This is a genomic window from Bradyrhizobium sp. WYCCWR 12699, from assembly GCF_032144035.1.
Lineage (GTDB): Bacteria > Pseudomonadota > Alphaproteobacteria > Rhizobiales > Xanthobacteraceae > Bradyrhizobium.
The window spans coordinates 1-23,130 of the sequence record NZ_JAVTJN010000030.1 but is presented as its reverse complement, the minus strand read 5'-3'; the positions used below and the strand labels follow the sequence as shown (position 1 = coordinate 23,130).

General features: G+C 66.1%; 29 protein-coding genes. 21 read left to right on the top strand and 8 right to left on the bottom strand.

The genetic code is table 11. The features are described 5' to 3' along the window. Positions 1-12 precede the first annotated feature (12 nt). Positions 13-897, top strand: coding sequence for a phosphonate ABC transporter, permease protein PhnE (gene phnE, locus RPS27_RS10825; protein ID WP_212065187.1), 885 nt, complete (start codon positions 13-15; stop codon positions 895-897). Next, positions 894-1,739, top strand: coding sequence for a phosphonate ABC transporter, permease protein PhnE (phnE, locus tag RPS27_RS10820; RefSeq protein ID WP_313753997.1), 846 nt, complete (start codon positions 894-896; stop codon positions 1,737-1,739). The genes phnE (RPS27_RS10825) and phnE (RPS27_RS10820) overlap by 4 nt, the downstream gene beginning before the upstream one ends. A 172-nt stretch (positions 1,740-1,911) precedes the next feature. On the opposite strand, the gene phnF is transcribed toward phnE (RPS27_RS10820), so the two are convergent. Further along, the gene (phnF, locus tag RPS27_RS10815) at positions 1,912-2,643 is read right to left on the bottom strand and encodes a phosphonate metabolism transcriptional regulator PhnF (RefSeq protein WP_211415673.1); all 732 of its coding nucleotides are present in this window, start codon (positions 2,641-2,643) and stop codon (positions 1,912-1,914) included. Between the two features lie 120 nt (positions 2,644-2,763). On the opposite strand from phnF, the gene phnG reads away from it, so the two are divergent. Genes phnG through RPS27_RS10770 form a run of 9 tightly spaced genes read left to right on the top strand, consistent with a single transcriptional unit; the run spans position 2,764 to position 9,745 of the window. Continuing rightward, a complete protein-coding gene (phnG, locus tag RPS27_RS10810) occupies positions 2,764-3,228 on the top strand; it encodes a phosphonate C-P lyase system protein PhnG (protein WP_212065189.1) in 465 nt (154 codons plus the stop codon). A gap of 4 nt (positions 3,229-3,232) precedes the next feature. Then, positions 3,233-3,841, top strand: coding sequence for a phosphonate C-P lyase system protein PhnH (gene phnH / locus RPS27_RS10805; protein WP_313753996.1), 609 nt, complete (start codon positions 3,233-3,235; stop codon positions 3,839-3,841). Between the two features lie 3 nt (positions 3,842-3,844). Continuing rightward, positions 3,845-4,948, top strand: coding sequence for a carbon-phosphorus lyase complex subunit PhnI (locus tag RPS27_RS10800; RefSeq protein WP_194404701.1), 1,104 nt, complete (start codon positions 3,845-3,847; stop codon positions 4,946-4,948). Further along, on the top strand, positions 4,945-5,841 hold the full coding sequence (locus RPS27_RS10795; protein WP_212065191.1) for an alpha-D-ribose 1-methylphosphonate 5-phosphate C-P-lyase PhnJ: 897 nt from the start codon (positions 4,945-4,947) through the stop codon (positions 5,839-5,841). The genes RPS27_RS10800 and RPS27_RS10795 overlap by 4 nt, the downstream gene beginning before the upstream one ends. After that, positions 5,834-6,631 (top strand): phosphonate C-P lyase system protein PhnK, encoded by a 798-nt coding sequence (gene phnK, locus RPS27_RS10790; RefSeq protein WP_212065192.1) that lies wholly within the window; start codon positions 5,834-5,836, stop codon positions 6,629-6,631. Before RPS27_RS10795 ends, phnK begins: the two co-directional genes overlap by 8 nt. A 22-nt stretch (positions 6,632-6,653) precedes the next feature. Further along, positions 6,654-7,352 carry a phosphonate C-P lyase system protein PhnL gene (phnL, locus tag RPS27_RS10785; protein ID WP_212065240.1) on the top strand — a complete coding sequence of 233 codons (699 nt, stop codon included), beginning with the start codon at positions 6,654-6,656 and terminating at the stop codon, positions 7,350-7,352. 11 nt (positions 7,353-7,363) lie between these two features. Then, positions 7,364-8,518, top strand: a complete 1,155-nt coding sequence (locus tag RPS27_RS10780; RefSeq protein WP_211415679.1) for an alpha-D-ribose 1-methylphosphonate 5-triphosphate diphosphatase — start codon at positions 7,364-7,366, stop codon at positions 8,516-8,518. Beyond that, entirely contained in the window at positions 8,515-9,111 is a 597-nt protein-coding gene (phnN, locus tag RPS27_RS10775) for a phosphonate metabolism protein/1,5-bisphosphokinase (PRPP-forming) PhnN (protein WP_212065193.1), read from the top strand. The genes RPS27_RS10780 and phnN overlap by 4 nt, the downstream gene beginning before the upstream one ends. A 22-nt stretch (positions 9,112-9,133) precedes the next feature. Beyond that, positions 9,134-9,745 carry a pyridoxamine 5'-phosphate oxidase family protein gene (locus RPS27_RS10770; protein WP_212065194.1) on the top strand — a complete coding sequence of 204 codons (612 nt, stop codon included), beginning with the start codon at positions 9,134-9,136 and terminating at the stop codon, positions 9,743-9,745. 185 nt (positions 9,746-9,930) lie between these two features. Here the strand turns inward: RPS27_RS10770 and RPS27_RS10765 are convergent, their stop codons facing one another. After that, positions 9,931-10,662 carry an SDR family NAD(P)-dependent oxidoreductase gene (locus RPS27_RS10765; protein WP_211415682.1) on the bottom strand — a complete coding sequence of 244 codons (732 nt, stop codon included), beginning with the start codon at positions 10,660-10,662 and terminating at the stop codon, positions 9,931-9,933. A gap of 393 nt (positions 10,663-11,055) precedes the next feature. Between RPS27_RS10765 and RPS27_RS10760 the strand changes: the two genes are divergently transcribed. Next, entirely contained in the window at positions 11,056-11,259 is a 204-nt protein-coding gene (locus tag RPS27_RS10760) for a hypothetical protein (RefSeq protein ID WP_212065241.1), read from the top strand. Here the strand turns inward: RPS27_RS10760 and RPS27_RS10755 are convergent, their stop codons facing one another. From RPS27_RS10755 to RPS27_RS10740, 4 genes are all read right to left on the bottom strand, one after another. Further along, positions 11,260-11,763: a DUF6496 domain-containing protein gene (locus RPS27_RS10755; RefSeq protein WP_194404694.1), complete on the bottom strand. Its 504-nt coding sequence runs from the start codon at positions 11,761-11,763 to the stop codon at positions 11,260-11,262. A 68-nt stretch (positions 11,764-11,831) separates the two neighbouring features. Then, positions 11,832-12,614 (bottom strand): alpha/beta fold hydrolase, encoded by a 783-nt coding sequence (locus RPS27_RS10750; RefSeq protein ID WP_212065195.1) that lies wholly within the window; start codon positions 12,612-12,614, stop codon positions 11,832-11,834. Positions 12,615-12,618: 4 nt separating this feature from the next. Then, positions 12,619-13,914 (bottom strand): O-acetylhomoserine aminocarboxypropyltransferase, encoded by a 1,296-nt coding sequence (locus tag RPS27_RS10745; protein WP_212065196.1) that lies wholly within the window; start codon positions 13,912-13,914, stop codon positions 12,619-12,621. Positions 13,915-13,994: 80 nt separating this feature from the next. Then, positions 13,995-14,795: an IclR family transcriptional regulator gene (locus RPS27_RS10740; RefSeq protein WP_212065197.1), complete on the bottom strand. Its 801-nt coding sequence runs from the start codon at positions 14,793-14,795 to the stop codon at positions 13,995-13,997. Between the two features lie 144 nt (positions 14,796-14,939). On the opposite strand from RPS27_RS10740, the gene RPS27_RS10735 reads away from it, so the two are divergent. Genes RPS27_RS10735 through RPS27_RS10710 form a run of 6 tightly spaced genes read left to right on the top strand, consistent with a single transcriptional unit; the run spans position 14,940 to position 19,556 of the window. Next, positions 14,940-15,905 carry a Bug family tripartite tricarboxylate transporter substrate binding protein gene (locus RPS27_RS10735; protein ID WP_212065198.1) on the top strand — a complete coding sequence of 322 codons (966 nt, stop codon included), beginning with the start codon at positions 14,940-14,942 and terminating at the stop codon, positions 15,903-15,905. Between the two features lie 3 nt (positions 15,906-15,908). Next, positions 15,909-16,526 carry a flavin reductase family protein gene (locus tag RPS27_RS10730; RefSeq protein WP_212065199.1) on the top strand — a complete coding sequence of 206 codons (618 nt, stop codon included), beginning with the start codon at positions 15,909-15,911 and terminating at the stop codon, positions 16,524-16,526. A 53-nt stretch (positions 16,527-16,579) separates the two neighbouring features. Beyond that, positions 16,580-17,440 carry a fumarylacetoacetate hydrolase family protein gene (locus tag RPS27_RS10725; RefSeq protein WP_212065200.1) on the top strand — a complete coding sequence of 287 codons (861 nt, stop codon included), beginning with the start codon at positions 16,580-16,582 and terminating at the stop codon, positions 17,438-17,440. A 3-nt stretch (positions 17,441-17,443) separates the two neighbouring features. After that, positions 17,444-18,247, top strand: a complete 804-nt coding sequence (gene hpaH / locus RPS27_RS10720) for a 2-oxo-hept-4-ene-1,7-dioate hydratase (protein ID WP_211415690.1) — start codon at positions 17,444-17,446, stop codon at positions 18,245-18,247. 25 nt (positions 18,248-18,272) lie between these two features. Further along, positions 18,273-18,668: a RidA family protein gene (locus tag RPS27_RS10715; protein ID WP_313753995.1), complete on the top strand. Its 396-nt coding sequence runs from the start codon at positions 18,273-18,275 to the stop codon at positions 18,666-18,668. Positions 18,669-18,680: 12 nt separating this feature from the next. Then, a complete protein-coding gene (locus tag RPS27_RS10710; protein WP_212065202.1) occupies positions 18,681-19,556 on the top strand; it encodes an amidohydrolase in 876 nt (291 codons plus the stop codon). A 55-nt stretch (positions 19,557-19,611) separates the two neighbouring features. On the opposite strand, the gene RPS27_RS10705 is transcribed toward RPS27_RS10710, so the two are convergent. After that, the gene (locus RPS27_RS10705) at positions 19,612-20,619 is read right to left on the bottom strand and encodes an LLM class flavin-dependent oxidoreductase (protein ID WP_212065203.1); all 1,008 of its coding nucleotides are present in this window, start codon (positions 20,617-20,619) and stop codon (positions 19,612-19,614) included. Positions 20,620-20,917: 298 nt separating this feature from the next. Between RPS27_RS10705 and RPS27_RS10700 the strand changes: the two genes are divergently transcribed. From RPS27_RS10700 to RPS27_RS10690, 3 genes are all read left to right on the top strand, one after another. Then, positions 20,918-21,418: a Twin-arginine translocation pathway signal gene (locus RPS27_RS10700; protein ID WP_212065204.1), complete on the top strand. Its 501-nt coding sequence runs from the start codon at positions 20,918-20,920 to the stop codon at positions 21,416-21,418. Between the two features lie 12 nt (positions 21,419-21,430). Continuing rightward, the gene (locus tag RPS27_RS10695) at positions 21,431-22,060 is read left to right on the top strand and encodes a ferric reductase-like transmembrane domain-containing protein (RefSeq protein ID WP_194404682.1); all 630 of its coding nucleotides are present in this window, start codon (positions 21,431-21,433) and stop codon (positions 22,058-22,060) included. Positions 22,061-22,187: 127 nt separating this feature from the next. After that, a complete protein-coding gene (locus RPS27_RS10690) occupies positions 22,188-22,664 on the top strand; it encodes a Crp/Fnr family transcriptional regulator (protein ID WP_211415694.1) in 477 nt (158 codons plus the stop codon). 29 nt (positions 22,665-22,693) lie between these two features. On the opposite strand, the gene RPS27_RS10685 is transcribed toward RPS27_RS10690, so the two are convergent. Further along, complete coding sequence (locus RPS27_RS10685) at positions 22,694-22,873, bottom strand: hypothetical protein (RefSeq protein WP_211415695.1); 180 nt, start codon at positions 22,871-22,873, stop codon at positions 22,694-22,696. Positions 22,874-23,130 lie beyond the last annotated feature (257 nt).

Sequence of the window (23,130 nt, the reverse complement as noted above, 5' to 3'; positions counted from 1 at the left end):
CATCTCAAGCCGATGACGACAGCGGTTTCGATCCTCCCCGCCCAGCGGCTCGCCGTGCTCGACGCCGCCTATCGCCGGGCGGTCGGGCGCAAGCGGCTCCGCCTGCTGCTGGGAATCGTGGTCTTCGGCGCGGCGCTGGTTCTCGCCGCGATCGGCGCGGAAGTGAATCTGCGTACGCTGTTCACCTATTTCGGCAATTTCGTCAGCTATTTCGACCGCATCCTCACGCTCGACAGCGGCCAGCGCGTCTGGACCGATGTCGGCGAGTGGCTGTGGGGCTGGCGCAAATGGCTGAAGATGCTGGGCGAGACCCTGCTGATCTCCTATGTCGGCACGCTGATCGGCGCGACTGTCGCATTTTGCCTCAACTTCTTCGCGGCCGAGAACACCTCGCCCGCGCCCTGGCTGCGCTTCGTCGTCCGGCGCCTGCTCGAATTCGCCCGCACCGTCCCCGGCATCGTCTTCGCGCTGGTGTTCGTCATCGCCTTTGGGCTCGGTCCGATGGCCGGCGTGCTCGCGATCGCGATCCATTCGACCGGCGCGCTCGGAAAGCTGTTCTCGGAGATCGTCGAGAACGCCGACATGAAGCCGGTCGAGGGCATCCGCTCCACCGGCGCCAGCTGGTTGTCCTGCATGCGCTTCGCGGTGGTGCCGCAGGTGACGGCGGGCTATGCCAGCTACGCGCTGCTGCGCTTCGAGATCAACGTCCGCGAAGCCTCCGTCATGGGCTTCGTCGGCGCCGGCGGCATCGGCCAGGAGCTCGTCGTTGCCATCCGCAAATTCTATTATTCGGACGTCAGCGCCATCCTGCTCACCATCATCATCGCGGTTTTCATCATCGACATCACCACCGGCTGGCTGCGCGGCCGCCTGTTCGGCAAGGAGGCGCGGACGTGACGCCGCACGAGGTCGATCCGCGGGCGCTTCGCGCGCGCTATCCTGACGTATTCGACCGGCCCGCCTCGGCGCGGCTCGCCATACCCGCGATGATCGTCGCGGCCTTTGCGGTGCTCGTTTACGGCCTCGTCGATCTCGACTTCTCGCCGTCGCGATTCTTCGCGGGTCTCAGCCAGCTCGGCTGGATCACGTTGATGATGATCCCGCCTGATACCGGCTCCTCGCTGCCGATCTATCTGAAAGCGCTCGGCGAGACGCTGTCGATCGCGCTGCTGGGGACGACGCTCGCCGCAATCTTCGCGTTGCCGGTCAGCCTGCTGGCGGCGCGCAACGTGGTGCCGTCGAACATCCTGCGCTTTCCGGTCCGTCGCTTTCTCGATTCGATCCGCGGCGTCGACACGCTGATCTGGGCGCTGGTGTGGATCAACGTCGTCGGGCTCGGCCCGTTCGCCGGCGTGCTCGCCATCGCCGTGTCGGATTTCGGAGCGTTCGGCAAGCTGTTCTCGGAGGCGATCGAAGGCGCCGACCAGAAGCAGGTCGAGGGCATCCGCGCCTCCGGCGGCAGCCCGCTGCACGAGATCCGCTTCGGCCTGCTGCCGCAGGTGATGCCTGTCATCGCCGGCCAGGTGCTGTATTTCATCGAATCCAACACGCGCTCGGCCACCATCATCGGCATCGTCGGCGCCGGCGGTATCGGCCTCCAGCTCGCCGAGCAGATCCGCGTGCTGGAATGGCAGAAAGTGTCGTTCCTGATCCTGATGATCCTGGTCGCCGTCGCCGCGATCGATTTCATCTCAGGCAAGCTGCGCTTTGCGATCATCGGGCGCAGGGCGGTGGCCTGAGTTCTTTCCTTCTCCCCTTGTGGGAGAAGGTGGCGCGAAGCGCCGGATGAGGGGTCTGTCTCCGCAAGTTCGGCGCGAGAGATTCGCTCACGGAGAGAACCCCTCACCCGTCTCGCCGCAACTGCGGCGAGCCACCCTCTCCCACAAGGGGAGAGGGGAAGAAGCGGTCACGTCACCCGTTCTCCACCAGAAACTCCACCCGCTCGGCCGCGAACCGCGAGTGCTTCGTCATCAGCGGCTTGCCCTGGAGATCGTGGTCGGTCGCGTCCACCACCAGGATCGGGCGTCCTAGCGCCAGATCCAGCCGTGCCGCGTCTGTGGCGTCCACGATGCCGGCGGTGATCCGGGTCGCGCCGCGGCGATAGTCGCGCACGCCGTAATGCGCCAGCAGCTTCGTCATCGATCGCGTCGCTGCGAACACGGCGCCCGCGCCGGGAAACAGCTCGGCCGAGAGCCAGGTGGTCGAGACACAGATCGGCGTGCGATCCGCGAGGCGGATCGCCTCGATGCGCACCAGCGGCGCGCCGGCCTTCAGGCCCAGCTCGCGCGCCAGCTCGCGGGTCGCGACATCGTCGGAGGCCTCGATCAACTGGCCGCGCGGCTCGCGGCCGCCGGCGCCGACGATCTCCGAGAAACGGGTGCGCGAGCGCAGGGGATAGGCGAGCTTCTGCGCTTCGACATAGGTTCCGCTGCCGCGCTCGGCGCGCACCAGGCCGCGCTCGGCGAGGGCCGCCAGTGCGCGTCGCACGGTATGGCGGTTCACGCGATAGCTTTCGGCGATCTCCATCTCGCCCGGCAATTTGTCGCCGGCCGCAAAGCGGCCGTCGGCGATGCCGCGCTCGATGCCGTCGGCAACGAGGCGCCACAGCGCAACGCCGGACGATGCGGTGTCTTGCATGCTCATATCGCCGGTCAGCCTAGCCCAGAAATCACGCTCTTGTCACGAAACAGTCATGGCGCTCCCGTATGAAGTTGTCTATTATCATAGACAACTTCGGCGCGGCAAGTTCTGTCAAAAGGTTCGGTGGATCGGGTGACCCAGCACAACAACCAGCAAGCCCAGCGCAAGGCCGCGATGGCCGTGCTGGCGCACGCGGAGGCGGGCGAGATCGCCGCCCGTCTCCGCGATTTGGGCCTGCCGGCCCATCAAGACCTGCGCGCGCCCGAAAACGGCCTCGTCATGCTGCGCGGCCGGGTCGGCGGTGACGGCGCGCCCTTCAATCTCGGCGAAGCCACGGTGTCGCGCGCGGCGGTGCGGCTTGCGAGCGGCGAGGTCGGGTTCGGCTACACGCTCGGGCGCGACGGTCAAAAGGCGCGGCTGATCGCGCTGTGCGATGCGCTGGTGCAATCCCGTGATTTCGGCGGCGCCGTGGAGCGCGACGTGATCGCGCCGCTGCGGGAGCAGCTCATGGTCAGGCGCCAGCAGGCAGCGGCCGAGACCGCTGCGACGAAGGTTGATTTCTACACCATGGTGCGCGGTGAGGGGTGAGATCATGACCACGATTGCGGAATTGCCGCCGGGCTTCGCCGACAAGGTGCTGTCGGCGCAATCGACCTTTCGCTCCGTCATGGACGCGATGGCGCGGCCCGGCTCTGTCCAGCGCATCGTGCCGGGAGCGGGGGCGCCCGAAACGATGATGCGCGGCACCGCCGCGATCGCGCTGACGCTGTTCGATCACGATACGCCGCTCTGGCTCGATGCGCGGATGGCTGAGAGACTGGACGTCGTGAAATGGCTGAAATTCCACACCGGTGCGCCCGTGGTGCAGGATTCTTCCATCGCGAGTTTTGCGCTGATCAGCGATGGCGCGGCGCTTCCTCCGCACGAGCGATTCGCGCTCGGCACCAGCGAATATCCGGATCGCTCGACCACGGTCATCCTCCAGGTCGAGAGCCTCAACGCAGGCCGCAGCTTCGAGCTGCGTGGTCCCGGCATCGACGGCGCCGCGACGTTGCAGGCCTCGATCAAGCCGTTCGACCTGTTCGAACGCCTGCGGTTCAACGCGCCGTTGTTTCCGCGCGGCATCGACGTGGTGTTGGTCGCCGATGACTCGGTGGTCGCGATCCCCCGCACCATTCGCGTCGTGAGCAAGGGAAGCTGAAGCATGTATGTCGCAGTCAAAGGCGGCGAACGCGCCATCGAGAACGCCCATCGCCTGCTCGCCCATAAGCGGCGCGGCGACCAGGACGTTGCGGAGGTTTCGCTCGACCAGATCTCCGAGCAGCTCGGCCTCGCCGTGGACCGCGTCATGAGCGAAGGCTCGCTCTACGACCGCGAGCTCGCGGCGCTCGCGATCAAGCAGGCACGCGGCGATCTGATCGAGGCGATCTTCCTGGTCCGCGCCTTCCGCGCCACGCTGCCCCGCTTCGGTGCGAGCGAGCCGGTCGATACCGGCGCGATGCGCGTGCAGCGGCGGGTGTCCTCGACCTTCAAGGACATCCCGGGTGGCCAGATCCTTGGGCCGACTTTCGACTACACCCACCGCCTGCTCGATCCCTCGCTCGCGCAAGGATTTGCGCCGGAGGCTCCGGCCACGGCGGAAGCCTCCACCGCGCCGACGCCGCGCGTGACCGACATTCTTGGCCGCGACGGGCTGATCGAATCCTCGCCGCAGGCCGAGGACGGCGCCGGCGTCGGCGATCTCACCCGCGAGCCGCTGAATTTTCCGGCCGACCGCGATCTGCGCCTGCAAAACCTCGCGCGCGGCGACGAAGGATTCCTGCTGGCGATGGGCTATTCCACCCAGCGCGGCTATGGCCGCAACCATCCCTTCGCCGGCGAGATCCGTTTCGGCGAGGTCGAGGTGGAATTTTTGGCGGAAGACGCCGGCTTCGCCGTGCCGCTCGGCGCGATCGAGCTGACCGAATGCCAGATGGTCAACCAGTTCAAGGGCTCGGCGACCGAAGCGCCGTGCTTCACCCGCGGCTATGGCCTCGCCTTCGGCCAGAGCGAGCGCAAGACCATGTCGATGGCGCTGGTCGACCGCGCGCTGCGTGCCCGCGAGCTCGGCGAGGAGGTGCGTGCACCCGCGCAGGACGAAGAGTTCGTCATGTCGCATTCGGACAACGTCCAGGCGACCGGCTTCGTCGAGCATCTCAAGCTGCCGCATTATGTCGACTTCCAGTCCGAGCTCGGTCTACTGCGCAAGCTGCGGAAAGAATTTGCCGATGCCCAGACGCCCGATGCCATGAAGGAGGCCGCGGAATGAACGCGCCGGCCTATAATTTCGCCTATCTCGACGAGCAGACCAAGCGGATGATCCGCCGCGCGATCCTCAAGGCGATCGCGATCCCCGGCTATCAGGTGCCGTTCGCCAGCCGCGAGATGCCGATGCCCTATGGCTGGGGCACCGGCGGCGTGCAGGTCACGGCGGCGATCCTCGGTCCTTCCGACGTGCTGAAGGTGATCGACCAGGGCTCCGACGACACCACCAACGCGATCTCCATCCGCAAATTCTTCGCCAAGACCGCCGGCGTTGCCACCACCACGGCGACGGAAGAGGCGACCGTGATCCAGACCCGTCACCGCATCCCCGAAGCAGCGCTCGGCGAAAACCAGGTGCTGGTCTACCAAGTGCCGATCCCTGAGCCGCTGCGCTTCCTCGAGCCGCGCGAGACCGAGACGCGGCGCATGCATGCGCTCGCCGAATACGGCCTGATGCATGTGAAGCTCTATGAGGACATCGCCCGCTTCGGCCACATCGCGACCGCCTATGCCTATCCGGTGAAGGTGAACGCGCGCTATGTGATGGATCCCTCGCCGACGCCGAAATTCGACAATCCCAAGATGGACAATTGCCCGGCGCTGCAATTGTTCGGCGCCGGCCGCGAGAAGCGCATCTACGCGATTCCGCCCTATACGCAAGTGGTGTCGCTCGATTTCGAGGATCACCCGTTCGAGCCCTATCGCTTCAACGCGCCCTGCGCGCTGTGCGCGGCCGAGAATTCCTATCTCGACGAGATCGTCACCGACGACAAGGGTGGGCGCATGTTCGTCTGCTCGGACACCGATTATTGCGAGGGCCGTCAGGCCGCCGGCCATCACGGCAGCCTGAGTGCCGCGCCGTACAAGGAGAAAGCGCGGGAGGCGTCGAATGGCTGATCCAGACCTGCACGAGATCGACGAGCCGTTGCTGGTCGCGACGTCGCTCAGCAAGTCCTTCGGCCGCATCGCCGCGTGCCGCGACGTCTCGTTCTCGCTCTATCCCGGCGAGGTGCTGGCGATCGTCGGCGAATCCGGCTCGGGCAAGTCGACGCTGCTGCAGCTGCTGTCGGGTCAGCTCGCCGCCAGCGCCGGCCACGTCTCCTACCGAATGCGCGACGGTGTCGCGCGCGATCTCGCCACGCTGGGCGAGGCCGAGCGGCGCTTCCTGTTCCGCACCGATTGGGGTTTCGTTCACCAGGATCCGGCGCAGGGCCTGCGCATGGCTGTCTCGGCCGGCGCCAATGTCGGCGAGCGGTTGATGGCGGTGGGTTGGAACCACTACGGCCGCATTCGCGACACCGCGTCGGACTGGCTCACCCGCGTCGAGATCGACACAGCGCGCATCGATGATGCGCCGCGCACCTATTCCGGCGGCATGCGCCAGCGGCTCCAGATCGCGCGCAACCTCGTCACCGAGCCGCGGCTGGTGTTCATGGACGAGCCGACCGGCGGACTCGATGTGTCGGTGCAGGCCCGCCTGCTCGACCTCCTGCGCAGCCTCGTCGCCGAGCTGAACCTCGCCGTCATCATCGTCACCCACGATCTCGCGGTCGCGCGCCTCTTGTCGCACCGGGTGATGGTGATGAAGGGCGGCCGCGTCATTGAGACCGGTCTCACCGACCAGGTGCTCGACGATCCCCGCGAGCCCTATACCCAGCTCCTCGTCTCCTCGATTCTACCGCCATGAGCCTTTCGATATGAGCATTGCAATGACCGCCATGATCGACATCGCCGATGCCAACAAGACCTTCACGATGCACCTGCAAGGCGGCATCGAGCTGCCGGTCGTGCGCGGCGTGACCTTCCAGGTCAATCCCGGCGAGTGCGTCGTGCTCTCGGGGCCATCGGGCGCTGGCAAGTCGTCGATCCTGAAGATGATCTTCGGCAATTACCGCTGCGATAGCGGCCGCATCGGCATCCGCCATCGCGGCGCGCTGATCGATCTCGCCAGCGCCGAGCCGCGCCAGGTGCTCAACGTCCGCCGTGCCACCATCGGCTATGTCAGCCAGTTCCTGCGAGCGGTGCCGCGGGTGTCCACCATCGACGTCGTCGCCGAGCCGCTGATCGTGAACGGCATGGCCCGCGCCGATGCGCAGGCCCGCGCCGGCGAGCTGCTGCGTCGCCTCAACATCCCGGAGCGGCTGTGGCAGCTTCCGCCCGCGACCTTCTCCGGCGGCGAGCAGCAGCGCGTCAACATCGCGCGCGGCTTCATCTCGGACCTGCCGATCCTGCTGCTCGACGAGCCCACCGCCTCGCTCGATGCCGCCAACCGAGCGGTGGTGGTCGAGCTGGTCGCTGAAAAGAAACGCCAGGGTGTTGCCATGGTCGCCATTGTCCATGACGACGAAATCCGCCATTTGATTGCCGACCGTATCGTCGACGTCACCAGCTTTGCCGCCGCCGCCTGAAGGACATGGACATGAACGCCCCGAAGGACATCGTGATCGCCAATGCCAGGATCGTGCTGGCGGACCGGGTGATCGAGCAAGGCTGGCTCGCCCTTGCCAATGGCCGCATTGCCGAGATCGGCGATGGGACAGCGCCAGCAGGAGCGGAGGATGCCGGCGGCGACCTCATCATGCCGGGCCTGATCGAGCTCCACACCGACCATCTCGAAGCCCATTACGTGCCGCGGCCAAAGGTGTTCTGGAATCCGGTCGCGGCCGTGATCTCCTATGACGGCCAGCTCGCCACGTCAGGCATCACCACCGTGTTCGATTCGCTCCGGGTCTGGCGCGAGGACGGCGCCGAGGAGGTGGACGGCCGTGCCGGCGTGCTGGCCGCCGCGATCACGACCGCGCGCGAGGCCAGCCTGCTGCGCGCCGACCATTTCCTGCATCTGCGCTGCGAGATCCCGATGCCGAGCGTGGTCGAGGAGGCCAGGGAGCTGATCGACCGTCCCGACGTCAAGCTGATGTCGCTGATGGATCACACCCCCGGCCAGCGCCAGTTCCGCGACGAAGGCAAGCTGCGCGACTATTACCGTGGCAAGAACGGCGGCAAGACCGATGCCGAGCTCGACGAGCTGTTCGCAAAGCGCTTCGAATATCAGAAGCAATACGCCGCCACCAACATGCGCGAGATCGTCGCGCTGGCGCATCAGTACAACATCCCGCTGGCCAGCCACGACGACACCACCGAGGAGAACGTCGCGGATGCCGTGCGTGATCGCGTCTCGGTCGCCGAATTCCCGACCACGCTGGAGGCCGCGCGCGGCCTGCACGAGGCAGGCATCGACATCCTGATGGGCGCGCCGAACGTCGTGCGCGGCGGCTCGCATTCCGGCAACATCGCCGCGGTCGATCTCGCCCGCGAAGGCCTGCTCGATATCCTGTCGTCGGACTACATCCCGTCCAGCCTGCTGATGGCCGCGCTGCATCTGCCCGAGCATGTGCCGGCGATCAGCCTTCCGGCGGCGGTCCGCACGGTGACGAAGGCACCCGCCGAGGCGGTTGGCCTCACCGACCGCGGCGAGGTCGCGGCCGGCAAGCGCGCAGATCTGATCCGCGTGCACGTCGCCGGCCACGTTCCCGTCGTCCGCAGCGTCTGGCGCGAGGGACACCGCGTCGCATGAGCCAGATCTCGGCCACGGCGCAGGGCGAGGCGGGGGCAATCGGCCCCGGCCGGCTCGTGCTCGTGGTCGGCCCCAGCGGCGCCGGCAAGGACACGTTGCTGCGGCTCGCGCAGGCGGCCTGCGCCGGTGATCGCGACATCGTCTTTCCGCGCCGTGTCGTGACGCGTGCGTCGTCGGCCGATGAAGACAATATCGCGGTCAGCCCGGACGAATTCCGCCGTGCGCGCGAGCACGGCGATTTCGCCGTGCACTGGGACGCGCATGGGCATTCCTACGCACTGCCGCGCGAGATCAACGGCGATATCCGTGCCGGCCGCACGGTCGTCGCCAACGTCTCGCGCACCGTGCTTGGCGCCCTGCGCCGGGCCTACGCCGATGTCGTGGTGGTCGCGATCACCGCGCCGCCGGAGGTCCTGGCCGCGCGGCTTGCCGCGCGCGCGCGGCAGAGCGATGGCGACATCGCGGAGCGTCTCACCCGCAGCGTCGATGACGCCTCGGCGCAGGCCGATGTCACGATCGTCAACGCCGGCAGCGCGGACCATCACAGCCGCGAGCTCGTGAGCGTCATCAGGGACCAAGGCCGGCAGGAATAGCCACTGCAACCAGGAGAACGGAATGACGGTGATCACGACGGTCGAGCAACTGGAAGCCATCTACGGCGTCACCAATGACGCCTCGACCGTGAAAGTCGCCGACCACGTCACCCCGCTCTACCGGATCTTCATCGAGAAGGCGCCGTTCGCCGCGCTCGCCACCATCGGGCCCGAGGGCATCGATTGCTCGCCGCGCGGCGATCTGCCCGGCTTCGTCCGCATCCATGATCCCAAGACGTTGATGCTGCCGGATCGCCGCGGCAACAACCGGGTCGATTCCTTGCGCAACATCGTGCGCGACCCAAGGGTGTCGCTGATGTTCCTGATCCCCGGCTCCGGCAACGCGACCCGTGTCAACGGCCGCGCCCATCTCTCGATCGATGCCGAGCTCTTGGCCTCGTTCAAGGTCGAAGGCAAGGCGCCGCGCAGCGTCATGGTGATGAAGGTCGACGAAATCTACTTCCAATGCGCGCGCGCCATCGTCCGCTCCGACCTCTGGAATCCCGACAAGCGCGTTGATCCCAAGACCCTGCCGACGCCCGGTCAGATTCTCGCCGAGATGAGCGACAACAAGGTCGGCGGCGACGAATATGATCGGATCTGGCCGGAACGCGCAGCCGCTACGATGTGGTGATTGTCTTACCCTCTCCCCTTGCGGGAGAGGGTGGCTCGACGCAATAGCGGCGAGACGGGTGAGGGGTATCTCTCCATTCTCGCATCTCTCGCGATCGAGTTCGTGGAGAGATACCCCTCATCCGGCGCCTCGCGCCACCTTCTCCCACAAGGGGAGAAGGAAAGTGGAGATTGCCGCTTCGCCCCTCAATTGAACGCCATACCGCCGCTCAGCGCGATCGTCTGTCCGGTCATATAGGCATTGTCCACCAGCAGCATCACCGCCTTGGCCACCTCGTCCGCCGTTCCGAAGCGGCCGAGCGGGATGCGGCTGACGAGCTGGGGCTGGCCGCTCATCATGTCGGTCTCGATCAGCGACGGCGCCACCGCATTGACGGTGATGCCGTCCTTCACCAGCCGCGCCGCATAGCCTCGCGTCAAGCCCTCCATGCCGGCCTTGGATGCATTGTAGTGCGGTCCGATAGAGCCAGCGCCGCGCGCTGCGCCCGAGGAGATGTTGACGATGCGGCCCCATTTCCGCGCGCGCATCGAGGGCAGCACCGCCTGCGTGCACAGGAAGACGGATTTCAGATTGACCAGGATCGTTCGGTCGAAATCCTCCTCGGTGAGATCCTCGATGCCGCGCGTGATGGCGATGCCGGCGTTGTTGACGAGGATGTCGATCGGTCCGAGCCCGCCTGTCACGCGTTCGACCAAGCCGGCCACGGCCCCGGCTTGCGAGACGTCGGCGGCAACGACGATGGCGCGGCCGCCCTGCTTGACGATCTCGCCTGCAAGCTGCTCGGCTTGGCCGATCTGTTCGCGGCAGTTGATCGCCACCGCCGCGCCTGATGCGGCCAGCGCGCGACAGACGGCAGCGCCAATCCCGCGCGAGCCGCCGGTCACGAGCGCGGTGCGTCCTTTCAAATCATACGTCATCGCTGGACCTCCCGGTTCTTCTGTTCTGTAGGCTGCTGGAATCCTATCATGACGACTGCGTCCCCGCGTTGAACTCATCGCGAGATGAATCCAGTTGCCGGTGCTTGCCGCAGGAGAAGCGCTCCAGCGCCGTCATCGCAAATATGGATAGCCATTTCATTGACCAATCGCGCCGATCGCTCGATAGTCGCAGCATAGAAACTGCTCCTCGAGCCGAAGCCGCCATATGAGAACCGCTCAGAAGCGCAATCCGAACGACATGCATGCGTGCATGACGCGGCGCTGTTTCTCGGCGGCCACCGGCGCCTGTTGTTATTGCTGATCGCCTTCCAGCAACAGCCCACACGACAAATCTCAAAACAGGAACGCCGGGACCTCGGCGAGCGAGCAGTCATGTCCCAAGCCCCATCGAACGCCTACATCATCGAGATCCACGACCGCGTCGCCGGCATCGTCACCAGAGGCCAGCGCGGCTTCCGTTTTTTCTCCTCCGAGCGGCTGTTCGACAGTCTCGAAGGCCGCCAGTTCCGCTCGGCGCGCGAGGCTGAACGCGCCGCACGTGCGGTGCTCTCCGAGCGGGGCCGGCGTCTCAGTTGATCAGCTGCGGCGGCGCGCCCTGGTGCGTGCCGCCTTCTTTGCGGCGGCCGAGCGGACCTTGGCACCCTTGGTATGGCTCGCCTTGCGCGCGGCCGCCGAACGCGACGCGGCGCTTCGCCGGCTCGCGGCACGCTTGCTTTGCTTCGACAGCGCGCTCCGCGACGCGGTCGAGCGCGGCTCCTTCTTCAACACGCCTTCGACGGCGCGCGACACACGCGGCCTACGCTTCGGCGTGCGTTTGCCCTGGCCGACCTCGTAGGCATATTTGGCGCTGCGGCGCGTCGACTTTTTGGCTTTTCCCTTGCGCGGAGGCGGCAGGTCGACGCCGGCCCGGCGTGCTTCGGAGAGACCGATCGCGATGGCCTGTTTCGTCGAGCGTGCGCCGTGCTTGCCTTTGCGGATCCTGTCGATCTCATCCTTGACGAATTCGCCGGCCTGCGTGCTGGCCGATTTGCCCGCGCGCTTGTCCTGCTTCGCTTTGCGGATCACTTCTTGTCTTGGCATGGGGTGAGTTCCCTCAACATGTACAGGGATGTCTCACCGCAACGCGCGAGAGGATCGATTGATCCTTTTCAGCTCCGTAAGGCCGCCAGCAGTTCATCAGGGCGCTCGGCCATGATCATGTGACCGGCGCCCGGCACAACGACGGTTTTTGCATGCGGAATCGCGGCGGCAAGCGCCTTGCCTGCCTTCGCCGGCGTCATCATGTCTCGCTCGCCGAGGATCAGCGTCGTCGGTACCTTGACCGTCGCGGCGGCGGCAAGCGCATTCGCATAGGCGTTGCAGGCCGACAGATCCCTGAACAGCACACCCGGCTCGCAAGCTTTCAACACGGCCTGCGCGCCGCCATGCATCCACAGGCCCGGCGCAAGGCTGCCGCCGAGCTCGGCGTTGAAGCCGAGGCCCCAGATCGACACCATGTCGTTGGCATCCTGCGAATTGGCTTCGGCGGCCTTCAGGAGATCCGGGCCCACCGTCATGGTCGCGGCGGTGCCGATCAGGCTGAGCGCTGAGACCTTGTCCGGATGCCTCGCCGCGGTCTCCAGCGAGATCAGCGATCCCATGGAATGGCCGATCAGATGCGCCTTCGCCGCGCCTGCGGCATCGAGCAGCGCCGCGGTCCATTCCGCCATCTCGGCGATGCTGCCGAGCGAGGGGCCGGCCGAACGGCCGTGCCCGGGAAGGTCAGGCGCGAGCACGGCAAAGCCGTGATGGGCGAACCAGCGCGTGTGCAGCGCCCAGGTCGAATGGTCGAAGCCGGCGCCATGGATGAAGACGACCGCGGGCAGCGACTTGTTGAAGTCGCGGCCGCCGGTTGCGGCGAACACCTCGAGGCCGTTGACGGAGAGCTTCATGGTGTCAGACCTTCTGCGAGATGCGCAGCGCCTGCGCGAGATCGTCGATGATGTCGCTCGCGGTCTCGATGCCGACCGAGAGCCGCACCAATTCCTCACCGATGCCGGCGGCCTTGAGCTGTTCGGCGTCCATCTGCTGATGCGTGGTCGAGGCCGGGTGGATCACCAGCGTCTTGGCGTCGCCGACATTGGCGAGATGGCTGATCATGCGCAGGCTCTCGATGAATTTGCGCCCTGCAGGCCGTCCGCCCTTGATGCCGAAGGAGATGATCGAGCCCGCGCCGCGCGGCAGGAGCTGCTTGGCGAGCTGATAATCCGTGTGCGTCTCCAGCGAGGGATGCAGCACCCAGTCGACCGCCTTGTTGGACTTCAGGGCTTCCAGCACGAGGTGCGTGTTCTGCATGTGGCGGTCCATGCGCACGCCCAGCGTCTCGATGCCCTGCAAGAGCTGGAACGCATTGGTCGGTGACAGGCAGGCGCCGAAATCGCGCAGGCCTTCGGTGCGCGCGCGCATGATGAAGGCCGCCGTGCCGAACTGCTCGTCGAAGACGATGCCGTGATAGCCGCCATAGGGCTCGGTCAGCACGGCGAATTTGCCCGATGCGCGCCAGTCGAAACGGCCGCCGTCGATGATCGCGCCGCCGATCGCGATGCCGTGGCCGCCGATCCATTTGGTCGCCGAATGCATGACGATGTCGGCGCCGAGCTCGATGGGACGGCTGAGATAGGGGGTGGCAAAGGTGTTGTCGATCAGCAGCGGAATCTTGGCATCATGCGCGATCTGCGCGACCTTGGGAATGTCGAGCACCTCGAGGCCGGGATTGCCGATGGTCTCGCCGATCACGAGCCTGGTGTTCGGCTTGATGGCGCTGCGGAATGCGTCGAGATCGCGCGGCTTCACAAACGTCGTGGTGATGCCGAAGCGCGGCAGCGTGTGCGCCAACAGGTTGATGGTGCCGCCATAGAGCGAGCTCGACGCCACGATGTGGTCGCCGGCGTTGAGCAGCGTGGCGATCGCCAGATGCAGCGCGGCCATGCCGCTCGCGGTGCAGATCGCGCCGACGCCGCCTTCGAGCGCGGCGAGCCGCTCTTCCAGCACGCCGGTGGTCGGATTGGAGATGCGCGTATAGATGTGGCCGGCACGCTCCAGATTGAACAGCGCGGCCGCGTGATCGGAATCCTGGAACACGTAGGACGTGGTCTGGTAGATCGGCACCGCGCGGGCCCCCGTCACGGGGTCCGGATGCTGGCCCGCATGCAGGCTCAGGGTCTCGAAGGCAGGCGGTTTCGGCGCGGGCATGCATGGCCTCGTTGGGTCGGTCGCGAGGCGGTCGTTTTGCCACAAAACGGCGCGCGGCGTCAGCCCATTGACAGCGCGGGTTATCCCCCGATCGCCTGCTCGATGATTTTGGCCTCCCGCAGCAGGATCTCCACCACCTCTTGCTCCCGCCTTGGGCCGAGCCTCGTTCGGACCGCGGAGACGGTCATCGCCGCGGCCGGCCGCCCATCCGGGGTCTTGATCCAGGTCGAGATCGACTTCGTGCCCTGCACGAGGCCGATCTCCCGCATGCCGTATCCCAGCCGCCGCGCGGCGGTGATCTCGCCGAGGACCGTCGCCGTGTCGGTCCGGTAAGCCTCGAACCGCTTCTCGTTGGCTGCGACGATCTTTCGCGCCTCCTGCGCCGGCATCGCGGCGAGGATGGCGACGCCCGCGCTGGAGACGCCGAGTGGCCGGCGCGCGCCGACCTCGATCGACAGCACCTGGATCGGATAGATGCCGATCCTGCGGTCGACGCACAGCGTATCGTTGCCGGTTCGTACCGTCAGAAACAGCGTGTCGCCGATCTCGGCGGACGCGCGCCGCAGCGAAGGATTGGCGGCGACCAGCAGCCGCGACGGCCGCGGCCGTGCCAGCGCCAGTTCCGGCACCTGGTTGCCGATCGCGTAACGGCCGCTGCGCTCGTGCCGTTCGACGATGCCTTCCTCGATCAGCACGTGGACGATGCGATGCACGGTGGGGCGGGTGAGACCGGTCGCCCGGATCACCTCGGCCAATGGCACGCCGTCCTCGCGGCCTGCGGCAAGAATACGCAGCACGGCGAGGGCGCGCCGGATCGCCTGCGCGCCCTGTCGCGGTACCAGCGTGCCGCGGCCGGCTTTCGCGGAATTTGTTTTGTCCATAATATGGACAAGAACGCCACAATTCACTCGACAGGACAAGAGCGCATCTGGAGATTGCGCCGCGATCGAGATGCCGTCCGCGTTTTCCTTGGGCGACGCCAGCGGCATTCGACGTGGAATTGGAAGCGCTGCCGGGAGGTTAACATGAGATTAATCTGGATTGCCGTAGCCGCCGCTGCCGCGATGCTGGCGGGGCCCGTATCGGCCCAGCAATGGCCGGCGCGCAGCGTCAAGCTGATCGTGCCTTATCCCGCCGGCGGCAATGTCGACAGCGCCGCGCGCATCGTCGCCGACAAGCTTCAGGAAAAGCTCGGCCAGCCCTTCATCATCGAGAACAAGGCCGGCGCCGGCGGCATGATCGCGGGCGAAGCCTTCGCGAAATCGGCGCCCGACGGCTACACGCTGTTCGTCGGCGCCAACGGTCCGGTGCTGTTCGCGACCGAGATCAACAAGCGCGAAGCCTATAATTGGAAAAAGGACTTCATGCCGATCTCGACGATCTCGATGACACCGCTCGTGCTCGAGGTGCATCCGTCGGTGCAGGCCAACACTTTCAAGGAATTCATCGAGCTCGCCAAGCGCGACCCCGGCAAGCTGACCATGGCATCGCCCGGTCCCGGCACCACCAACCATCTGCTCAGCGAGCTGATGCAGGAGAACCTCGGCCTGCAATGGGTCACCGCACATTACCGCGGCAACGCGCCGGCGATCAACGACCTGCTCGGCGGGCAGGTGCAGTTCGCCTTCGACCAGCTCACGGTCAGCCTGCAGCACATCAAGGCCGGCCTGTTCCGCGCGCTCGCCGTCACCTCACCGCACCGCCTGAAGTCGCTGCCGGATGTGCCGACCTTCGCCGAGCTCGGCTACAAGGACTTCGACGGCCAGACCTTCACCGGCCTGTTCGCGCCCGCGGGCACGCCGGCGCCTGTCATCGACAAGCTGCACGAGACGCTGGTCGCGATCCTCAGAGATCCCGCCGTGGTCGACAAATTCGAGAAGCTCGGCGGCGAAGCCGCGCCGATGACGCCGGACGAATTCAAGGCCTATCTCGAGCGCGAGGACGCCAAGTGGATTCCGGTCGTGCGCAAGGCCAACATCAGGGCGGATTGATCGATGCGGATCGATCCCGGCGAGCTCGGCGCGGAGCGCATCTACCGGCTGATGACCGGCATCGTGGTGCCGCGCCCGATCGCGTGGGTCACGAGCCTGTCGGCCAAGGGCGTGCTCAACCTCGCGCCCTTCAGCGCCTTCACCTTCGTCTCGCAGAAGCCGCCGATGCTCGCCATCAGCGTCGGCCGCAAGGGCGCCGACTACAAGGACACCGCGCACAACATCCTCGACACCGAGGAATACGTCATCCACATCGCCGACACCCCGCTGATGCAGGCCTTGCACGACTCGTCGGTCGAGCATCCGCCTGAGATCAGTGAGGTCGCGCATCTCGGGCTCGAGACGATCGCGAGCGAGCGCATCAAGGTGCCGCGGCTTAGCCTTGCGCCGGTCGCGATGGAATGCCGTTTCCGGCAGTGCCTGGAATTCGGTGATGCCAAGAGCCGGCTCATCGTCGGCGAGGTCGTGATGTTTCACATCCGCGACGGCCTCGTGAATGACGGCAAGGTCGAAACCAAAGCGCTCGACCCCATCGCGCGCATCGGCGGCCCCCGCTACGCCCGGCTCGGCGAGATCGTGACGCTGAACACGGTGTTCCAGACTCCCAAATCGAAAGACTGAGCGCGCAGGCCTGTCACCGGCCAGGACGCCTCGACATCATCGGAGGAATGACAATGCGACTCCTGAGCTATCTCGTGGACGGAGAGCCGCGTTACGGCGCGGCCGTCGACGGCGGCGTGATCGACCTGACCAGGCGGATCGGCCGCGACTTCTCGGACGTCAGGGTGCTGATCGCGGGCAATGGGTTGGCCGATGCGCAGGAAGCCATCGCCGGACAAAAGCCCGATTACGCGCTGGACAAGCTCGTGCTGCTGCCGCCGGTGCTGGCGCCGGAGAAGCTCTGGTGCATCGGCGTCAATTACGCCGAGCGCAACGCCGAATATAAAGACAATTCAGACCTGCCCAAATATCCCAGCCTGTTCGTGCGCAGCATGTCCTCGATGACCGGCTCGGGCCAGCCGCTGGAGAAGCCGAAAGTATCGGACCAGCTCGACTACGAAGGCGAGCTCGTCATCGTGATCGGGCAGGGCGGCCGGCACATCCCGCGCGAGAATGCGTGGTCCCACATCTTCGGCATGACGCTGTGCAACGAGGGCACGATCCGGGACTGGCTGCGCCACGGCAAGTTCAATGTCACGCAGGGCAAGAATTTCGATCGCTCCGGGAGCATCGGCCCGTGGATCGTCACGTCGGACGAATTGGATCCGCGCGGACCGCACGACATCGTCACGCGCGTCAACGGCGAGGTGCGGCAGCAGGACACGACCGAGCGGCTGATGTTCCCGTTCGACTTCCTGATCTCTTATCTCTCGACCTTCGCGACGCTGAAGCCCGGCGACCTGATCGTCACGGGCACGCCGACCGGCGCCGGCGCGCGCTTCGATCCGCCGCGTTGGCTGAAAGCCGGCGACATCGTCGAGGTCGAGTCGAGCCGCATCGGCGTGCTCAGCAACATTGTCGCGGCGGAACAGTAGACCATGCTGGATGCCGCCACGATCGAACGCCTTGCCGCGCGCCTCGACGAGGCCGAGCGGACCAAGACGCTGATCCCGATGTTCACGAAGGAACATCCCGATTTCAGCATCGAGGATGCCTACGCCGTCCAGCGCGCCTGGACGAAACTCCAGCTCGGCCGCGGCCGCATCGTCAAGGGCCACAAGATCGGCCTGACCTCCAAGGCGATGCAGAACGCGGTCGGCATCTCCGAGCCGGATTACGGCGTGCTGTTCGCCGACATGTTCTACGCCGACGCCACGCCGATCCCATTCGACCGCTTCCATGCGCCGCGCATCGAGGTCGAGCTCGCCTTCGTGCTGAAGGCGCCGCTGCGGGGGCCCGACTGCACCATCTTCGACGTGCTCAACGCCACCGATTACGTCACGCCGGCTCTGGAAATCCTGGAGACGCGCATGCACCGCGTCGACCCCGAGACCGGCAAGACGCGCAAGGTCATGGACACGATCTCGGACAATGCGGCCAATGCCGCGCTGGTGCTCGGCGGCCGGCCGTTCCGCCCGATGGACGCGGATTTGCGCTGGATCGGTGCGCTCCTGTTCCGCAACGGCGAGGTCGAGGAGACCGGGCTTGCCGCCGGCGTGCTCAACCATCCCGCCAACGGCATCGCCTGGCTCGCCAATCGCCTCGCGCCGCATGACGAGCATCTCGGGGCTGGCGAGGTCGTGCTGGCGGGATCGTTCACGCGGCCCGTCGACATCCGGCGCGGCGACACGTTCCACGCCGACTACGGCCCGTTCGGCTCGGTGTCGTGCCAGTTCGTCTGAACCAACACATAAGAGGGAGCGCACAATGACATGTCAAAAACGGCGCAAGAGCATCCACATCGGCGGCTTCAAGCACGTCAACCCGATCCCGAACGCCTGCCGCATCGGCAATCTCGTGATGTCGGGCGTCATCCTCGGCCGCGATCCCGCGACCAACGCGATGCCGGAGAGTCTCGACGCGCAATGTGCCAACATGTTCGCGCATATGAAGGCGACGGTGGAAGCCGCCGGCGGCACCACCGACGACATCATCAAGATGACGGTGTGGCTGAAGGACCGCGGCAACCGCGGCCCCGTCAATGTCGAGTGGCTGAAGATGTTTCCGGACGAGCATTCGCGCCCGGCGCGCCACGCGCTGCCGATGGACAATATGGACGGCGGCGCACTGGTCAGTTGCGACTTCACCGCCGTGATCGACTGAAGGAGTTTTGGCATGCCGACCTATCTGCCGTTCGATCCCAACCCGCGCCGCCCCAGCAAGGCGCCGCCGCCGAAAACCGTCGACAGCCAGTTTCACGTGCTGGGTCCGATCGAGAAATACCCGGAACGCCCCGGTGCGGCCTATCGGATGCCGACCGCAACCTGGGAAGCGGCGCTGCGCATGCACAGGGCGCTCGGCATCGAGCGCGGCATCATCGTGCAGACCACGACCTACGGCGCCGATCATGCCGTCGTGCTCGACGGCTTGGCCGCGATGGGCCCGAACTATCGCGGCTGTGCCAACGCGCTTGTGTTTGCGGAAGCGGACGATGCTTATCTTGCCAAGCTGCATGACGCCGGCGTGCGCGGCGCGCGCTTCAGCTTCCGTCAGGAACTCGGCGCCGTGCTGTCGGACGCCGATTTCGCCCGCGCCATCGCGCGCATCCGCGAGCTCGGCTGGTACGCCAAGATCCAGCCGGAGAAGGACGGCATCATGTCGAGCGTCGCCAAATACGAGAATCTCGACGTCCCCGTGCTGATCGATCACATGGCCCGCCCCGATCCCGAGGCCGGCAGGAACGATCCGAATTTGGGCAAGATGCTGGAGCTGCTGGCCAAGGGCAATTTCTGGGTGATGCTGTCGCTCGGCGAAAAGACCTCGAAGACAGGCGCGCCCTACGACGACGTCATCCCGATCGCGCGCGCCTATATCGAGGCCGCTGTCGATCGCTGCGTCTGGGCCTCTGACTGGCCGCATCCGGTGTCGGTGAAGCAGCCACCGAACGATGCCGACCTGCTCGAGCTGATGTACCGCTACGTCGCGGACCAGACCGAGCTGGAAAAGATCTTGGTGCACAATCCGGCGAAGTTGTTCGGGTTTGCGGATTAGGGCCCCAGAGGCCCGCAAGCGGGGGAGGGGCACCTTCGTCGGCGCCCGATTGCGCTCACGCGCCCGGCTGCGCCCCCAACCTCTCCCGCACCTCGGCCGCGATCTCGAACGAGCGCAGCCGTGCATCGTGGTCGTAGATCTGCCCGGTGGCGATCAGCTCGTCCGCGCCGGTCTCGGCGATCAACGTCTTCAGCTTCGCTTCGACCACATCGGGCGAGCCGACCGCGGAGCACGACAGCGACTGGCCGACCATGGCCTTTTCCGCCGGCGACCACCGCGCGTCCATGTCGTCGACCGGCGGCGGCAGCGGGCCCGGCGTGCCGCGGCGCAGATTGATGAACGCCTGCTGCAGCGAGGAGAACATCCGCCGCGCCTCATCATCGCTGTCGGCGGCGAAGACATTGACGCCGACCATCGCATAGGGCTTGTCGAGCTGCGCTGACGGCTCGAAACGCGCGCGATATTCACGCAGCGCCGGCATCATCATCTGCGGCGCGAAATGCGAGGCGAAGGCGAACGGCAAGCCGAGCATCGCGGCAAGCTGCGCGCCAAAGGTGCTCGACCCCAAAATCCACAGCGGCACCTTGGTCCCCATGCCGGGCACGGCGCGGATCGCCTGGTTCGGCTGCACCTCGCCGAGCAGCGCCTGCAGCTCCAGCACATCGTGCGGAAAGTTCTCGGAGCTCGTCGCGAGGTCGCGCCGCAGCGCCCGTGCGGTGAATTGGTCGGTGCCCGGCGCCCGCCCGAGCCCGAGATCGATCCGCCCGGGATAGAGCGATTCCAGCGTGCCGAACTGCTCGGCGATGATCAGCGGCGAATGGTTCGGCAGCATGATCCCGCCGGAGCCGACGCGGATCGTCTTGGTGCCGCCCGCGATGTGCCCGATCACCACGGACGTTGCCGCGCTGGCGATGCCGGTCATGTTGTGGTGCTCGGCCAGCCAGAACCGCTTGTAGCCCCAGCCTTCCGCATGCCGGGCCAGATCGAGCGAGTTACGAAACGCCTGCGCGGCGTCGCCGCCCTGTCGGATGGGCGCGAGGTCGAGCACGGAGAAAGGGATCATGAGGAATACCGGCGAGGAGGAACTGAGCCACCACATGTAGTGTCGGTGCGTAGGATGGGTAGAGCACTTGCCAAACCCATCATATTCACCGCTCCAAGCATCCTGGGAGGGGTGCTTAAGTGCCTCGCGCGCCCGTTCACAACACTGTTATTGCGACCTTAGGTGCCGTTCGTCGCAACTGGGAGTTTGGCGCCTGCTGTTGTAACTTGGCGTAGCCATCGCACGGCGATCCCCGTGTCCCGGGCACGAGAGATCATCTTGCGGCGCGCGATCGCGCCGACCGCCAGGAGGAACCGATATGACCACCGTACTCAACCGCCGCAACCTGCTCGTCGCCGGCGGCGCGGTCCTGACAACCGGTATTGTGGCAACCGGCATGCCCGGTCTCGTTCTGCCCGCCCGCGCCGACGGCCTCGCTCCGACCGAGTCGATGTCCGGCGGCGCGAACAACTACCGCAAGGGCGCGGCGGTCGTGGAGCGGATCGGCAAGGGCGGTTTCTGGATGAGCGGCACCGTGCGCCGCGCCGGTGACGGCGCGCCGCTCGCCGGCCAGCGCATCCAGATCTGGGCGCACACGGTCGAAGGCCAGGAGCACGAGCCGCAGAGTCACGGCGCCACGCTCACCGACAAGGACGGCAAGTTCCGGCTCGAGATGCCGCAGATCATTCCGATCTTCGGCCAGCCGCATGGCCACCTCGCCTATGACAGCGGCGAGTTCAAGACCGTCTTCCTGCGGCCGGTGATGCGGAGCGCCAAGGAAACCAGTCTCGAAGCGCACTTCGTGCTGCAGCCGGTCTGACCGGGCCGGCGGATGACGGGGTGGAAGTCGCCGCGGGTGATCCTGATCTGGGTCGCCCTTGCCGTGGCCATCGGCGTGCCGACCGGGTTTGCAGCAACGAGCGAGCAGCTCGCCTGGCGCGGGCCGGTCTACATCCTCGCCGGTTTCGCCGGCATCGCCGCGCTCGGTCTCGTGCTGGTGCAGCCGCTGCTGATCGGCGGCTATCTGGCGCCGCTGTCGGCCTATCGCGGCCGGCGTGCCCATCACTGGGTCGGCGGCGCGCTGCTGCTGGCCGTGGTGATCCACGTCGCCGGCCTCTGGATCACCAGCCCGCCCGACATGATCGACGCGCTGACCTACGCCTCGCCGACGCCGTTCTCGCCCTTCGGCGTCACCGCGATGTGGGCCATCTTCATCGTCGCGCTGCTCGCGTCCCTGCGCCGTCGCTTCGAGCTGCGGCCACGCACCTGGCGCTTCATTCACATGCCGCTCGCGATCGTCATCGTCGTTGGCAGCGTGGTGCACTGCCTCCTCATCGAAGGAACCATGGAGATGGTTTCGAAGGCCGTGCTGTGCGTGCTGGTCGTTGTGGCCACCGCAAAGGTCATGATCGATCTGCAGGTCTGGCGAAAGCGACGGACGCTGCGCGGGGAGAGCCCGTAGTCCGGATGGAGCGCAAGCGTAATCCGGGACCGCTGTATCCGCGGCCGACAGCCCCGGATTACGCTGCGCTCCATCGGGCTACGTCGCACTGCTTGTCGCGGTTGGCGACGCGGCATATCCTTGCGGCATGACCGTCACGGCCCCCGATCTGAAAGCGTTCCTGCTCGCGACGCCGTTCTTCGGCGGCCTTCCGGACGGAAGCCTCGATCTCCTGATGTCGATGCTGGTCGAGCGCCGCTTCGAGGCAGGCAACACCGTGGTGGCGGAAGGCGAGCCGGGACGTTCGATGTTCATCGTCAAATCCGGCCGGCTCGCGGTGAGCAAACGGACGCATACGGGCCGCGTCATCCCGATCTCCGTTCTCGAGCGCGGCGACTTCTTCGGCGAAATGACGCTGATCGAAATGCAGAACCGATCTGCCACGGTGGTCGCGGAAATGCCGACGGTGCTGTACGAGCTGACCGCGAAAAATCTCTACGCCTGCTACAAGGCCGATATCCACGCCTATGTGATCGTCCTGCAGAACATCAACCGCGAACTGTGCCGAAGGCTACGGCGGGCAGATGAGCGGTTCGCGAGGCGCGCCGCGGATAACGAGGATTGATCATGCGTAGAGCCAGCGCCCTGATGCGGCTACAGCAGCGCCATCGAGTGCAGCGAGTTTCGATGAAAGCCGAAGGCAACAATGCCGGAGAGAAGCAACGCAGTCCCAATCACGATCAGGCAAAACGCAAGCACTATCGAAGCCCCGAATTCGTCGTCCACGGCAAAGAGAATAATAGATAAAACTTTACCGACAATCGAAAGGAACAATTAACCTTACCTGCGGCCCCGATCGCGACCCGTCGGGCAAAACACCGAAACCCCGTCAAGTCCCTCCCGCAAAAATATTCCACTTTACCGAAATTCGGATTTGTCGTATGTGTCGGCTCATCCCGGCTCAGCCAGGAGGGGCGATCTCGAGGTCGTCTTGATCGCGAGCCGGGCTTGCGGTGGACGCGGCAGCGTCGGCATGAGAGGTGCGGGCAGGGCGGGTAGTCCCTGTGAGCCCGAAACCGCGTGTGGACGAG